14 protein-coding genes and 2 pseudogenes are annotated in these 15711 nt (G+C 34.5%); 12 read left to right on the top strand and 4 right to left on the bottom strand.

Annotated features, from left to right (window positions below; genetic code table 11):
* Positions 1–354 precede the first annotated feature (354 nt).
* On the bottom strand, positions 355–417 hold the full coding sequence (locus LIX58_RS12630; protein ID WP_103329523.1) for an alpha family phenol-soluble modulin: 63 nt from the start codon (positions 415–417) through the stop codon (positions 355–357).
* Positions 418–1032: 615 nt separating this feature from the next.
* Between LIX58_RS12630 and LIX58_RS03640 the strand changes: the two genes are divergently transcribed.
* From LIX58_RS03640 to LIX58_RS03610, 7 genes are all read left to right on the top strand, one after another.
* A complete protein-coding gene (locus LIX58_RS03640; RefSeq protein WP_126564657.1) occupies positions 1033–2532 on the top strand; it encodes an NADH dehydrogenase subunit 5 in 1500 nt (499 codons plus the stop codon).
* Positions 2533–2547: 15 nt separating this feature from the next.
* The gene (locus LIX58_RS03635; RefSeq protein ID WP_226386080.1) at positions 2548–5118 is read left to right on the top strand and encodes a DUF2309 domain-containing protein; all 2571 of its coding nucleotides are present in this window, start codon (positions 2548–2550) and stop codon (positions 5116–5118) included.
* A 69-nt stretch (positions 5119–5187) separates the two neighbouring features.
* Complete coding sequence (locus LIX58_RS03630) at positions 5188–5556, top strand: DUF2294 domain-containing protein (RefSeq protein WP_126564845.1); 369 nt, start codon at positions 5188–5190, stop codon at positions 5554–5556.
* A 143-nt stretch (positions 5557–5699) separates the two neighbouring features.
* Positions 5700–6398 carry a phosphatase PAP2 family protein gene (locus LIX58_RS03625; RefSeq protein ID WP_126564844.1) on the top strand — a complete coding sequence of 233 codons (699 nt, stop codon included), beginning with the start codon at positions 5700–5702 and terminating at the stop codon, positions 6396–6398.
* A 17-nt stretch (positions 6399–6415) separates the two neighbouring features.
* Positions 6416–7267, top strand: coding sequence for a patatin-like phospholipase family protein (locus LIX58_RS03620; RefSeq protein ID WP_188349598.1), 852 nt, complete (start codon positions 6416–6418; stop codon positions 7265–7267).
* A 71-nt stretch (positions 7268–7338) separates the two neighbouring features.
* Positions 7339–8067, top strand: a complete 729-nt coding sequence (locus LIX58_RS03615) for an alpha/beta hydrolase (protein ID WP_126564842.1) — start codon at positions 7339–7341, stop codon at positions 8065–8067.
* Between the two features lie 17 nt (positions 8068–8084).
* Positions 8085–8333, top strand: coding sequence for a hypothetical protein (locus tag LIX58_RS03610; RefSeq protein WP_126564841.1), 249 nt, complete (start codon positions 8085–8087; stop codon positions 8331–8333).
* 106 nt (positions 8334–8439) lie between these two features.
* On the opposite strand, the gene LIX58_RS03605 is transcribed toward LIX58_RS03610, so the two are convergent.
* On the bottom strand, positions 8440–8730 hold the full coding sequence (locus tag LIX58_RS03605; protein WP_126564840.1) for a hypothetical protein: 291 nt from the start codon (positions 8728–8730) through the stop codon (positions 8440–8442).
* Positions 8731–8880: 150 nt separating this feature from the next.
* Between LIX58_RS03605 and LIX58_RS03600 the strand changes: the two are divergent.
* Positions 8881–10195: pseudogene (locus LIX58_RS03600) on the top strand (sodium-dependent transporter).
* Positions 10196–10250: 55 nt separating this feature from the next.
* On the opposite strand, the gene LIX58_RS03595 reads toward LIX58_RS03600, so the two are convergent.
* Together LIX58_RS03595 and LIX58_RS03590 are read right to left on the bottom strand one after the other, a co-directional pair.
* Positions 10251–10790, bottom strand: coding sequence for a hypothetical protein (locus LIX58_RS03595; RefSeq protein WP_154838190.1), 540 nt, complete (start codon positions 10788–10790; stop codon positions 10251–10253).
* A gap of 101 nt (positions 10791–10891) precedes the next feature.
* Complete coding sequence (locus LIX58_RS03590) at positions 10892–11422, bottom strand: pentapeptide repeat-containing protein (protein WP_126564837.1); 531 nt, start codon at positions 11420–11422, stop codon at positions 10892–10894.
* A gap of 289 nt (positions 11423–11711) precedes the next feature.
* On the opposite strand from LIX58_RS03590, the gene LIX58_RS03585 reads away from it, so the two are divergent.
* The 4 genes and pseudogenes from LIX58_RS03585 (at position 11712) to LIX58_RS03570 (ending at position 15693) form a co-directional block, all read left to right on the top strand.
* Positions 11712–12611, top strand: coding sequence for a PLP-dependent cysteine synthase family protein (locus tag LIX58_RS03585; RefSeq protein ID WP_154838188.1), 900 nt, complete (start codon positions 11712–11714; stop codon positions 12609–12611).
* A 1-nt stretch (position 12612) separates the two neighbouring features.
* Complete coding sequence (locus tag LIX58_RS03580) at positions 12613–13761, top strand: bifunctional cystathionine gamma-lyase/homocysteine desulfhydrase (protein WP_154838187.1); 1149 nt, start codon at positions 12613–12615, stop codon at positions 13759–13761.
* Positions 13762–14000: 239 nt separating this feature from the next.
* Complete coding sequence (locus LIX58_RS03575) at positions 14001–15023, top strand: methionine ABC transporter ATP-binding protein (protein WP_126564834.1); 1023 nt, start codon at positions 14001–14003, stop codon at positions 15021–15023.
* A pseudogene (locus tag LIX58_RS03570) lies at positions 15024–15693 on the top strand (methionine ABC transporter permease).
* Positions 15694–15711 lie beyond the last annotated feature (18 nt).

The following is a 15711-nucleotide window of genomic DNA, read 5'->3' as shown; positions in this document are numbered from 1 at the left end:
TATATTTTTTAATATAACTTTTCTCTAAAATGTTGTTGGTCTATTGCAATAAAGTGTTACAAAGTATATTATCAGTGAGAGTGATTAGATTTACAACCTTTAATTAAAGGTTAAGTATCATTTATGTAGAATTAAGCACTTTTTTTAAAAGATTTAAGCGTTTTCACAGAATTGTTACATGCACACACTCAAAAATGTGTTATTTTATAGATAACTAAAAAATTCATTTTATCCACTAACGTTTAATCGAGTTATTTCTCGGTTAAACGTTTTTTCTTCAGCAATAAAAAAGTAAGTTAGCTTCTTAAAAAAACTAACTTACTTTTAATAGATTCTATGTGCGTTATTTAGGACTTATTTTTTAGTTAAGTCGATGATGAATTTAACAAGATCAATAATACCAGAAATGATTCCCATTTTGAGTACCTCCTTATTAAATGTTAAATACAGTATAACGTGCGCTTTTAAATAAAAGGGTGATAATCCCTAAGTTGTGGAAAGCGCTTCATAACCGACCATTTTCTGATAACTTACGACAGTGATTCATGCCTAAGTGTAATAGTTTAAGAATTTAAGGTTTACACTCTATTATATTCATCAATAACGTCAAAACCTTAATATTACTCAGCCTAGCCACGATAAATGTTTGACATTTAGGTATTATTTTCATATATTGTAGGTATTACGCGAATTTTTTTACATAAGTCTTTATCAAGCAATTATGCAAGGATGTTTCATACTATAATACATCCATTGTTTAATTGAAGGATAAGAAATATGTTATATAGAAATTATCGGCACAACCACAAATTCTAAAAGACTAAATTAAAATAATAGATAACACTAGATAGTCTTATATACATAATCAGAAGGTAGCTTATAAAAAACATTTATAATATATTCAAATGAGTTCTAAAGAAGCCTGCGATAGTTAGTTGAAACCTTAAATGATAGGAACCAAACTAGTCTGTTGCAGGTATTTTCGTATATAAATTTAAATATTAAATTAGTTTGAAAAATGGAGGATTAGCAATGTTAAGTTCAAGTTTATTATTAACATTATTTTTTATAACGCTTGTCATTGCAGTGCTAAGTGGACTGATTTTTTTAATTCCTTCGGTCCCTGTACAATACATACGTTTACATTTAATTTTACTCTTATTACCTGTCATCGTAGGAGTGATTGGTTTAATTACCATTCAAGATAGAGAAGTGGTAGGCATATTTGCATTAGATAAACTTGCTTGGTTAGTAGGTGCTTTTGTATTAGCCTTAGGATTTATCATTCAAAAGTTCTCAATGCGTTATTTACTAGGAGATCGTAACTATCGTAAATATTTCACACTCTACACCTTTACGACAGTATTTGCTTCAATTGGTTGGCTAAGTAATGATTTACGATTAATGACATTATGTTGGGGACTTACGTTATTTTGCTTAACTCAATTGATTCGTCTTAACCGCTCATGGAAAGTGCCTGCAGAGGCAGCCAAAGTTTCTGCGCGTTCATTTATTATCGGTTGGCTCGCTTTATTATTAGCAGTGATCTTATTGTATGTAGGAACTGGAGAATGGGCGATTAATCCAACGCAAAATTACGATTTCGCAATAGGTTATGGCATGAAGTTGCTAATAGACTTATTGCTTGTGCTTGCCGTCATTATTCCAGCAGCGCAATATCCATTCCAAAGTTGGTTAATTGAATCAGTAGTAGCGCCGACACCTGTATCTGCCATTATGCATGCAGGTATTGTAAACGCTGGTGGTATTATTTTAACTCGTTTTTCACCAGTATTTGATAACCATATTGCGTTAACAGTATTGCTAATTATCTCAAGTATTTCCGTATTAATTGGTTCAGGAATTAGTTTGGTCCATGTAGACTATAAACGCCAACTCGTAGGTTCTACGATGAGCCAAATGGGCTTTATGCTTGTGCAATGTGCGCTAGGTGTTTATTCAGCTGCGATTATTCACTTAATTTTACACGGTGTATTTAAAGCAACTTTATTCTTACAATCAGGTTCAATTGTGAAACGCTTTAACATTCCTACGCCGCCTAACGTTAAGCGCTCATATGCTTGGACAGTATTAGGACGCGCACTTGCGATTATTATTGCAATTATCTTTTTCATGACAAGTAAGCACAATGCTTACACTTTAATTAGTGCATTCATTTTAGCTTGGTCATTATCTGTATCTTGGAACCAAATGGTAGCATTAAATCGAGGCGTTATGGGACGTATTATCGGTATTGCTATGCTCGTTATCGTAGCATTCGTTTATGTCATCACACATCAAGTATTTGTGGACATTTTAGATAGTGTTTACATGGTGCCATCTCATCCACCATTATTCAGTGCCATTCTTTGTATCGCAATTCTAGTATTAGGTAGTGTCTTCAGTATTTGGGTCGCACGCCGTCGTACATCGACTGCTTTTGCCAAAGTTTATTTATGGCTCATTAAGATCGGTGAAGCTAAATTTAAATCCGTCGAAAGCCATCCTAACTATTTGAAGAAATATTTATAAGAGGTGAAACCTGACATGACTATTACCAAACATAATATAGATGAAACAGTTAAATCAGCACGTCGTGTGATAACGCCACTTTCACCTATCTCAATTTTTGCAGCACGCAACCCTTGGGAAGAAATGGAACATCAAACCTTCGACCAAGTCGCACAGTGGTTTAAACACGTACGAGATATTGATTTATACCCTAGCCACGCCTCTGTGATGACTGCTTTGGAAAAGGGCGAGATAGACCAATTTATCGTTGAAGAAGAAGTCAAACAAGCTGTGCGTACATACGAGACAACTGTACCTCAACAACATATCGACACTTATTGCAAAAATGCAATGCGCATACAAGATGTACCGCAAGATTTAATCACGAAAGAAGCATACTTAAAACTGGAAGTATCCAAACTTAAAGGCGTCTTTGAGAATGAACCATTTAAATATGCGCGTTCTAAAAGTGCCAATGCCTTTAATGCTAAAGGCGAATCCCTAATGGATGAGCTAAATACACATATTATCAAGTGGTCAAAACTTTATCTTGATAATTTCCAATCAAGTTGGACAATGCCTAAACGTGAAGAAGGATTCTATGTGGCATGGTTACACTTAGCTCAACATGATCCTATGTTGACGAAAACACAACGCAAAATGATTAAAACCTTGCCTCATGACTATAGAGAAGCACTTGTTATGGCATTAAATCATTTGGATATCGCAGAAGATGAACGCGAATTCTATTTAACAGGACATTTCCTATCATTGCCTGGATGGGCAGGAATGATGTATTATCGCGCAGAACAGAATGAACACGAAGAAGACTTACTCACACAATATCTTGCGATTCGTTTAACAATGGAATGTATCTTTTTAGATACTGAAAAAATGAGTCGCCCGGCAGTCTTAAATGTGGAAAGACGTATTAAAGAATTAGTGAGTAAATGGTTGTATTATGGTGAAATGTCTATTGATGAATGGGCAGCGATGTCGATTGAAGAACAAATTGCTCATTTGAGATTTGCACATGATTTTAATCCGCTTTATTTTAAAAAATTATGGCTTGAAGCATGGGAAGAAACACATGAACGTGAATTAGTAGATAGTATTTATGATAAATCGACGAAACAAGATACACCACAAACGCAAGTTCAATTAGCATTCTGTATTGACGTACGTTCTGAACCATTTCGTCGTCACTTAGAAAGCGAAGGTCCATTTGAAACAATTGGTATCGCAGGATTCTTCGGCTTACCGATTCGTAAAGAAGTATTAGATGAACAATTTAGTCATAATTCATTGCCAGTCATGGTACCACCTGCATATACAATTAAAGAATACGCAGATCGACATGCTTTAAATACGTATAATCAACAGCAACATTCAGTCACATCAATGTTTTACACATTTAAATTGATGAAACATAACGTGCTACCAAGTTTACTTTTACCAGAATTAAGTGGCCCATTCTTAAGTTTGAATACATTAGCAAGCACGCTGATACCAAAGAGCACACGCAACTTTGTTCGTAACTTCACGAAGAATTGGTTGAAGAAGCCAGAAGCTAAGTTAACAATCAATCGTGAACATGAAGTATATAGCGATTTACCAATTGGCTTCACTGAAGAAGAACAAGTCGCTTTCACGAGACAAGCATTACAACTTATGGATTTAACCACTGATTTCGCGCCACTTGTCGTTTTAGGTGGACACGGCAGTGAATCGAACAATAACCCATACCACGCTTCATTAGAATGTGGTGCTTGTGGTGGGGCATCAAGTGGCTTTAATGCTAAGTTACTTGCGATGATGTGTAACTTACCGCATGTGCGTCAAAGCTTAAAAGCAGAAGGTATTCATATTCCGGAAGAAACGGTATTTATTGCAGCAGAACATAAAACGTCTGTAGACGAATTAGAATATATTTATATGCCAGAGTTAACAGCGTCAGCTCAAAAAGCATTTGATATGTTAGAAGAAGCGATGCCACGTGTAAGTTATAAAGCCAATACTGAACGTTTAGCTAACTTACCTGGTTTAGATCAAGGCAAAGTGAAAAATCCGATTGCGGAAGCGCGTCGCTATGCGAGTGACTGGAGTGAAATCCGTCCAGAATGGGGTCTTGCTCGTAATGCAGAGTTTATTATTGGGCAACGTAGTATCACAGAAGGTACCAATTTAGAAGGTCGTGCATTTTTACATAATTACGATTGGAAAAAGGATGCAGACGGTCAGATTCTTAATACGATTATTTCTGGCCCAGCGCTAGTTGCGCAATGGATTAATTTACAATATTACGCTTCAACGGTAGCACCTCATTTTTATGGAAGTGGGAATAAAACAACACAATCTGTAACGTCAGGCGTTGGCATCATGCAAGGTAATTCAAGTGACTTGTTAGCGGGCTTACCATGGCAATCGGTGATGGCAGCGGATAATAAAATTTATCATTCTCCGATTCGTTTATTAGTGGTCATTCAAGCGCCTGATAGTTATATTGAAGCGTTACTTGAGAATAATATTAAATTTAAGCAGAAAGTAGATCATCGTTGGGTACGTCTAGCAAGTATCGATGAAGATGGCAGTTGGAAAGACTGGTAGGGAGTTCGGTTTTTCACGAAAAAGTGATAAAATAAGGTTAATCAATCAATAGGAGAGTTAGGATTAACCATGGCTAAAACTAAAGGTGCGTATGAAGCGGAAATTAGTAAAGCAATCACTCAGTGGGAAAAGGACTTTCTTGGGAGAGGTTCGCTTTCAGTTAAAACAGATATTTTAAGAGATATGATTATCGTCAATTTACAAGGTGTCTTAACTCCAGCAGAATACCGTGTATGTGAAACACAAGAAGGCTTACTTAATATTAAGCGTACACGTTCTGAACTTGTTGAATCCGGACAAGATGATTTAATGCAATTAATATTAGATATTACAGGCGTGAGCGTGAATAGCTTTCATAGTGACTTGAGTACAATCACTGGAGAACGCGTGATTGTCTTTAAATTAGATGATAATTTAGAAAAAACACTCCAAAAATAAATAATAACGTGCATAAACAGGATAAGAATCTTTCGAAACGAGATGGATTTCTGTCCTGTTATTTGTTTTATAAGCTAAATAGAGCGAATTAGTGTACAATTTACACAAGGAAATATATGAAATTAGGAACTGGTGAAAGTGGCATGACGAGACAAAAGAAAGAATTTACATCTGCGATAACGGTACCTATGTTCATGATTGGGTTAATTATTTTTATATTTTTAGCGATAAATGTGAGCATGAATACATTGTTTGTTCAAAACATTGACTTAGGTTCACTACATTGGCTCACTGAACGATTTGGAGAACCTCAAAGACAATTTGGAGACAATCTTTGGCAGGACTTTATGACTTTTTGCGCTGAAATTGGCGAAGTGAAATCGGTCATGTACATAACTGCATTTTTAGCGCTTATTTTATTATTTAAAAATTATAAAGTTTCGATATGGCTCATATTGAGTATCTATACAGGCACGTTAATGAATTATTTGATTAAACAACTGATTGAAAGACCACGTCCATATAATCATTTAATGAGGGATCATGGCTATTCGTTTCCAAGTGGACACTCAAATGCGAGTACATTATTAGCCTTAGCTTTACTTATCGTCATCTTGCCTATGATTAAGGTGATGGCTATAAGAATCATAAGCAGTGTGCTTACTATCATAATATGGATGGGCATTTTAGGTTGTCGTCTATATTTCCATGCTCATTATATTACGGATGTCGTGGGCGGTGTGTCGTTAGGTGTGCTATGGATAGCGTTGTTTTTAATGGTTGTTCCATTGTTTTATCTTAATTTTCCAAGAGCTAAAAGAAAGGTTGTTCAACGTCGTTAAATAAAGGAGAGATATCAATGACAAATGAACGTACATTAGTATTAGGCGGAGGCGGTATTACGGGTATCGCTTGGGAAGCTGGCGTGTTAGCAGGGTTAATAGATAATGGTATCAAATTAAATAAAGCGGATAAGATCATAGGTACGTCAGCTGGCTCATTTGTGGGAGCTGTGTTGGCGAATGGTTATGATATGAAGGATTATTATTATGAATTAGATGAGCGACGTGATGAGAATGATCGTGCTTCTATGTCGTCTGATGTTTATCGTTTATGGCAAAATGCCTTTATCGTAGGACGCGATGATGCTGAGAAAGTCGGACAAATGATGGGCGATATTGTGTATACGCGTCCTTCTAAAGTAGATTTAAATGAGCGTAAACAAGCGATTCGCCAACGTTTAGGTGATGTTGAGTGGAAAGATAATTTGGAAATTACTGCGATTAATGCTAAAACTGGAGTAACTGGTACATTTAATTCGCAAAGTGGCATAACGCTGGAAGAAGCGGTCACAGCGAGTGGTGCTGTGCCTGGTATTTGGCCACACATTCGTTTGAATGACAATGACTGGATTGATGGTGGCATGATTTCACCAACCAATGCGATGCTAGCGGAAGGCGCTAAGTCGATTATTATTCTAGCACCGTTAGCTGATGGCTTAAGTATGATGCCAAGCGCTTATGATGATGCTGAAAAGTTAAGCGCACACAGCCAAGTCTTAGTGATAAGTCCTGATAGTGATAGCCAAGCAGAAATTGGAGATAATATTTATAATCCAAATAATATCTTAAATATTGGTAATACAGGTTATCAACAAGGTCAAGCATTGGCTCAAGAAATTCGAAATCATTATAAGGAATGGGTAGACTAACACATTTTTAGATTTAAGCCTGCGGGCAGTGTTAATAAAACTTAATTTGCATTTGATTAGGGGGAGTTAGAATGAAAGTAAAATCACCACGTCCCATCCATCTTAAAGGGACACGAGAAGAAGCAGTATTATTATTACATTCTTTTACAGGCACGATTCGTGATGTTAAACATTTGGCGACCGTACTTAACGAAGCAGGTTATACGTGCTATGCACCTAATTATAGTGGGCATGGTTTACCTTTAAATGAATTCACTCAATTTACGATTAACGATTGGTGGAATGATGTTCAAGAAGCGTATCAATTTTTAAAAAATGAGGGCTTTGAAACGATTTATGTCACTGGCGTATCGTTAGGTGGTTTATTTACATTGAAATTAGCTGAAACAGTTAAAGTGGATAAAATCGCAGTGATGTCTGCGCCAAGTGAGAAAGAAGAAGCGGGTATTGCATGGCGTATGGAACGCTACGGTCAACGTATGAACGAATTATTGAATTTCGACGAAGAAACATCGCAACAACAATTAGAAAGTATTCAAGCATATCAACCTCATATTACGACATTTAAAAACTTTATTACTGGTATAACAGAAAATTTGAGCAACATTGAATTACCAGCAAGAATTTTATACGGCGGTAAAGATGAAGCATCTTATCAAGATGGTGCCAAATACATTTATCAACACATTAAGAGTGAAGATAAAGAATTAATGTGCCACCCATTATGTAAGCATTTGATGACCCACGGTGATGGTAGTGACAAAGTAGAAGCTGATATCATTGAATTCTTTAATGCATAAATTAATGGAGGAATAAGATGAAACGTACTTTTCTATTAACATATACAACAGTTTCTGGGAAATCATATACTGAATTTAAAACATTTCAACATGGGCCAGATTATGATACATGTGTGCAACGTTTAATTGATGAATTCGACGAACTTGCCTATTTATTTCTAAAAAATGATACGCAAGTACATTATATTAATATTGACCATATTGAAAGTCTAAGTATTCAAGAAGTCACTGAAGGACAAGCCATCGCATATGATTTTAATGGATAAAAAGTAGTAGAAGGTATAAAGAAGTGTGAGTTAAATACTTCTATCTTTAGGAATAAGAGAGTGGGACAATATGTTCGTAATGAATTCTGTCCCACTCTTAAATATATTAAGCTTTCGTATCGTTAAGAAATTGAATAACATTTTTTTGTTGGTAGACTACTAATTTATGTTCATTATCGTCTTTATCAATTACTTTTACTCCATTAGGAATAATACCTAGGCTTCTATATGGTTTTACTTCTTTTATATTGTCATAAGACACAAATACTGACTCTTTTTGAATATTCAAAGCGTGCGCAGTAAATTTGAAACCATTGTCCTCAAATAATACATGACCACCAACGGCCTCTTTTCCTTTCCAATAATTAGCTTTAATATTTTCATGAAGTAAAGACATAAATAATCCTCCTTTATAGACTCTTTTATACAAATGTTACTATATAGAGTAATAAATAAAAAATATATGTATATTGCACTCTTTAACTAGACGTGATAGAGTAGTACTTAAGTGCATAAACGCTTTAACGCGTTAAAGGGAGTTGGTAAAATGAGTAGCCAATCGCAATGGAAGACTTCAACTGGATTTATTTTAGCAAGCGCTGGATCCGCAATCGGGCTAGGCGCAATGTGGAAGTTTCCTTATATGGCAGGGATTTACGGTGGTGGAGCTTTTCTACTCTTATTTTTATTATTTACGATATTTGTAGGATTACCACTATTAATTATGGAATTTACAGTAGGTAAGATGGGAAGAACTTATACTACTCAAATATATAGCAAATTAACTGGTAAGAAATGGCTAAATATCATTGGTTGGAACGGTAATTTAGCTGTATTTATTTTATTTGGATTTTATAGCGTTATCGGTGGCTGGATTATTATTTATATTGGTAATGTCATCTTACAAATGCTATCTATTGAAAAAGCGTCACTCACTCAAATTAACTTTGAAAAAATTATTAGCAATCCTTGGTTAACAGTATTGGGACAAGGTATTTTTATTCTGTTGACTATGATTATAGTGATGATGGGTGTTGAAAAAGGTTTAGAAAAAGCGTCAAAAGTAATGATGCCGCTATTGTTTATCTTTTTAATTATTGTAGTAGTAAAATCTTTAACTTTAGACGGTGCGCTATATCTTACAACCTAGAATGGAAGATATTTCTATGAAAGGTGTGCTTTTCGCACTAGGTCAATCGTTCTTCACGCTATCTTTAGGTACGACAGGAATGATTACATATGCGAGTTATGCCCCTAAAGCAATGACAATTAAATCGTCTGCGATTTCAATCGTTATTATGAATATTTTAGTGTCAGTATTAGCAGGATTAGCAATTTTCCCAGCATTAAAAACATTTGGCTATGCGCCTCAAGAAGGTCCAGGGTTATTATTTAAAGTGTTACCTCTAGTGTTTAGCCAAATGGGCTTTGGAACAGTATTTTATTTTATCTTTTTAATCCTGTTTTTATTTGCAGCCTTAACGTCATCTATTTCATTATTAGAACTTAATGTTTCTAATTTTACTAAAAATGATAATACTAAGCGTAAATCAGTTGCATTTGTGGCAAGTATTCTCGTATTTATTATAAGTATTCCAGCGACACTTTCATTCGGTAGTTTAAGTGGATTGAAGTTTGGCGCAGGTACTATTTTTGATAACATGGACTTTCTCGTATCAAATATATTAATGCCATTGGGCGCCTTAGGTACGACGCTTGTAGTTGGTCAATTATTAGATAAAGATACTTTAAAAGAAAGCTTTGGACGCGATAAGTTCAAATTCTTTGCGCCATGGTATTTCTTAATTAAATATATTATGCCAGTTGTTATCATATTAGTGTTTATCGTACAGTTATTTTAATATATATAAAAATGAGGTTGATTCCTACAAATTTATAGGAGTTCAACCTCATTTTTTATTTGAATAAAGTGTCTAAATAGTCACGTTCTATTTCTAAACCATGCACATAGTCATCTGACATGATTTCTTTACTGATTTCAATGTTTTTAGAGTTAATAAATAATACTAATTCATGATTTTCTTCTGTAGAATCAAAGAATGTCATTGCACGATGAATTATTTTTTCTTCTGAGAAAAGGATAAGCGTACGTCCGTACACTAAATCTTCTTTACCTCTTTGGTAAGAGGCTTTTAAGAAATCATAAACTTTTTCACCATCGTTATACTCAAATCCTGCATTAATATCACTATGGACTTTATCTGCTATATTAGAAAGTCTTTCTTTATCAGTTGTGTCTTCAGGTTTATATTGATCTTTGACATACATTTTCCATTTACTAAATTCGTCATTAATACGTTCTTTTAATTGTTGATCGTCACTATTATTTTTAAATTTTTCCACTAGTTCTTTTAATTCATCTAGTTCCATTAATTCTTCTCTAGATATGCCACTAGGTTCAAATTCTTCATAATGTTCATCTGCATGTACTGACATAGTGATTCCTCCTCGTTTTAAATACCTAAATCATTATTCCTTTAAATGATGTATTTAAAACATGGCAAGAGAGGATTGTATTTAATTTCAAAAATAAGGAATTACATATTTTCAAAAGTGACATCTTGCTTACGCAATTCATTCATCACTTTTTCAGGAATAGCAGAATTATTAATTGATACATTGATAAATGTACAATCTTTCATTTTTACATTATCAAGATGACATAAATCTAATGCAACATTCTCAAAAATTACTTTTTTAAACACGACATCTTTAAATGTTACATTACGTAAACTACAGTCTTTAAAGTAAGTATGCTCTATTGTTAAAGAATTGAATTGACTGTCATCAAACGTCGTCACACTATAATCAATTTTATTAATTAATGTTTTGAAGAAATTAGTATTTACAAAGATACTGCTACTAAAGTCACAATTTATCAATTTAGAATTAGAAATAGTATTGATATTTTTAAAGATACCTTCGCTGAAATTACAATTTTTAAAGCGACTTTTATTCACTTCCAATTCATCATACATAGCATTTCTAAAATTACTATTCGTATAAGTTAATTTTTTGTAATTTTCATTTGAAAATACGGATAAAGATAAATCTGCTTTTGAAGGCATAAGTAAATTCTCCTTTGTGTCATATTAGTTATAAAATATACGCCCTTTGTGTGTTTATTACATTAATCGTAACACGATTGTTAATAGGAACGATAGTTATTAATTAGTAATAGTAAATAGTCTAATTTTTTAGTTAATATATAATTTAGCTTTTTGCATTAATGCTAAGGATAGCGTATAATCCATAGTGGTTAAGTAAGAATTGTAGATTGTAAAAATTTTGGAAATGAATATTATTAAAAGAAAGTAGGTTATATTCAGACGGTTATCAACGTACTGGATACTCAACATGATTGCATATGATTTAATAGGACAAACACCACTAGTATTATTAGAAAGTTTTAGTGATGACAACGTTCAGATTTATGCTAAATTGGAACAATTTAATCCTGGTGGTAGCGTGAAAGATCGCTTAGGTAAATATTTAGTAGAAACAGCTATCAAAGAAGGACGACTTCATGAAGGCGATACTATTGTAGAGGCAACAGCAGGAAACACAGGTATTGGATTAGCAATTGCGGCTAATCGCTACAATTTAACATGCGTTATTTTCGCTCCGGAAGGCTTTTCAGAAGAGAAGATTTCAATTATGCGCGCGCTTGGTGCAGATATTAAGCGTACGCCGAGAGAAAACGGGATGATTGGTGCGCAACAAGAGGCACGAGCTTATGCCGAAGATGCAGGCGCTGTTTATATGAACCAGTTCGAAACAGAACATAATCCAGCTGCTTATACACATTCGCTAGGTAAACAACTTACAGATGCTTTACCGCACATTGATTACTTTGTGGCAGGTGCTGGCTCAGGCGGTACGTTCACTGGCGTCGCACAACATATGAAACAGTTCGATGTAAAGAATGTCATCGTTGAACCTGAAGGCTCAGTGCTTAATGGCGGTGAAGCGCATGCACATGATATTGAAGGTATTGGTTCTGAGAAATGGCCCGTCTTCTTAGATCGATCGTTAGTGGATAACATTATTACCGTGAGTGATAAAGATGGTTTTGAAAATGTGAAACTGTTGGCGAAACAAGAAGGCTTACTTGTAGGAAGTTCTTCAGGCGCTGCGTTACAAGGCGCGTTAGAGATTAAAAATCAAATCGATAAAGGTGTTATTGTAACCATTTTCCCAGATGGAAGCGATCGCTATATGTCGAAAAAAATATTTGAATACAAAGGAGATAAATAAAATGAAGAAAAAAACACAAATGATTCATGGTGGACATACGACAGATGACTATACTGGCGCAGTAACAACGCCAATTTATCAAACAAGTACGTATTTACAAGATGATATCGGTGATTTAAGACAAGGTTATGAATATTCTCGTACTGCGAATCCTACGCGTACATCATTAGAAAGTTTAATCGCGAACTTAGAGAACGGTAAACATGGTTTCGCATTTGGTTCAGGTATGGCGGCGATTAGCGCAGTTATTACGTTATTAGATAAAGGCGACCACATTATCTTAAATTCTGATGTGTATGGTGGTACTTATCGTGCATTAACAAAAGTGTTCACACGTTATGGCATCGATGTTGATTTCGTGGATACGACTCACATTGAAACGGTTAAAGACTATATTAAACCAGAAACTAAAATGTTATATGTAGAAACACCTTCAAACCCTTTATTACGTGTAACAGATATTAAACGTACTGCAGAAATTGCGAAAGAGCATCATTTAATTTCTGTCGTAGATAATACATTTATGACACCTTATTACCAAAATCCATTAGATTTCGGTATCGATATTGTCTTACATTCAGCAACAAAATATTTAGGTGGACATAGTGACGTAGTTGCAGGTTTAGTTGCTACTGCTGATGATGAGTTAGGCGAGCGTTTAGCGTTTATTTCAAATTCAACTGGTGGCGTGCTTGGACCACAAGATAGTTATTTATTAATTCGAGGTATTAAAACATTAGGTTTACGTATGGATCAAATTAACCGTAACGTTGAAGGTATCGTTGAAATGTTACAAAATCATCCAGCCGTACAACAAGTCTTCCATCCAAGCATTAAAGATCACTTAAATCATGATATTCATGCAGCACAATCAAGTGGTCATACTGGTGTTATCGCATTTGAAGTGAAAGATACAGAAGCTGCGAAACAATTAATCCATAAAACAACTTACTTCACATTAGCGGAAAGTCTGGGTGCTGTTGAAAGTTTAATTTCTGTACCAGCTTTAATGACACATGCGTCAATCCCAGCTGATGTTCGTGCTAAAGAAGGTATTACAGACGGATTAGTACGTTTATCTATTGGTATTGAAGATACAGATGATTTAGTTGAAGACTTAAAACAAGCTATTGATACTTTAAACGCGTAAGTAGATAGAAATTGATGATATAAAGAATAGTGAATAACGAATGCGCCACCGGAGGGCATTCGTTATTTTTTTATCAATTAATATTGAAAATTGTTAAAAATTACTATATAAGTAAATAAACACTAAAAATTTCAGAAATTTTTAATTTTTTAAAAAACTGTAGTGACGCTTAATTGAGTATCCCCTATAATTCAATTATTCTTATATGTATAATCAGAATTAGATGAGGGTGAAGATGTTTGATTGAATTTCGAAATGTGAATAAAGTTTTTCGGAAAAAGCGAGAAACAATACATGCTTTGAAAGATGTGTCTTTCAAAATAAATAAAAATGACATATTCGGTGTCATTGGGTACAGTGGCGCTGGTAAAAGTACGCTCGTTCGATTAGTAAACCAACTTGAACATACTACAGAAGGCCAAGTGATTGTAGATGGCCACGAAATCAATACATATAGTGAAAAAGATCTTCGTAAAGTAAAAAAAGATATCGGTATGATATTCCAACACTTTAATTTATTAAATTCTAAAACAGTCTTTAAAAATGTTGCAATGCCACTTATTTTAAGTCATAAAAGTAAGGCGGAAATTAAAGAAAAGGTAGAAGAAATGTTAGAGTTCGTTGGTTTAGCCGACAAAAAGAATCAATTCCCCGATGAACTATCAGGTGGTCAAAAACAACGTGTAGCTATTGCGAGAGCACTCGTCACAAATCCTAAAATTTTATTGTGTGATGAAGCAACAAGTGCGTTAGACCCTGCAACTACGAGTTCAATTCTCCAATTATTAAAAAATGTAAATCAAACTTTCGGTGTCACAATTATGATGATTACTCATGAAATGAGTGTGATTCAAAAAGTTTGTAATCGTGTAGCTGTGATGGAACAAGGTAAAGTAGTAGAGCTTGGTACAGTTAAAGATGTATTTAGCCATCCTAAAACGAAGACAGCTAAAAGCTTTGTCTCTACAGTAATTAGTACTGAGCCATCGAAAGCGTTACGCAAATCATTTAAACGTGCAGATAACCATTACACAGATTATCAATTGTTTTTAGATAAACAACAAATTGAACAACCTTTAGTGAATGAACTTATTCGTCAATATCAGGTTAATGTGACGATTTTATTTTCATCTATGTCGGATATTCAAGATGAAACGGTGTGTTATTTGTGGTTACGTTTTGAACATGACCAACATTTTCAACGAGATAAGATTGAGGATTACTTTAATGCACATCATATTCAATTTGAGGAGGTGCGTTAGATGTTTGGTTCAAGTATAGATTCATCTCAATTACTTCAAGCACTATACGACACTATACGAAACGTTATATATGGTGACAGTCGCACTGATTATTGGTGCGTTAATTGGTATACCATTAGGGATTTTATTAGTTGTTACACGAAAAAATGGGATATGGCCAAATGTCATTATTCACCAAATTCTTAATCCAGTTATTAATGTTTTAAGATCTATTCCATTTATTATTTTATTAATCGCGATTGTACCATTTACTAAATTGTTAGTAGGTACATCGATTGGAACGACTGCAGCGATTGTGCCACTAACAGTATACGTTGCACCTTACATAGCAAGATTAGTAGAGAATTCATTACTAGAAGTAGATGACGGTATTATTGAAGCGGCAAAAGCAATGGGAGCTTCACCGTTTCAAATTATCCGTCACTTCTTATTACCTGAAGCATTAGGCTCACTCGTTTTAGCGATTACTACTGCCATTATTGGATTAATTGGTAGTACGGCGATGGCTGGAGCTGTCGGAGGTGGCGGTATTGGTGACTTAGCTTTAGTGTACGGTTATCAACGTTTCGATACACTTGTCATCATTATTACAGTAGTAGTTTTAGTGATTATCGTCCAAATTATTCAATCATTAGGTAACTTTATTTCTAGAGTTATTCGAAGAAATTAGTTATTTAAATATATATTT

It is taken from the genome of Staphylococcus sp. Marseille-Q1834, from assembly GCF_916858875.1.
In the GTDB taxonomy this organism is placed as follows: Bacteria; Bacillota; Bacilli; order Staphylococcales; family Staphylococcaceae; genus Staphylococcus; species Staphylococcus pragensis.
The sequence above is the reverse complement of the archived record's forward strand: the minus strand, read 5'-3'. Positions and strand labels throughout refer to the sequence as shown.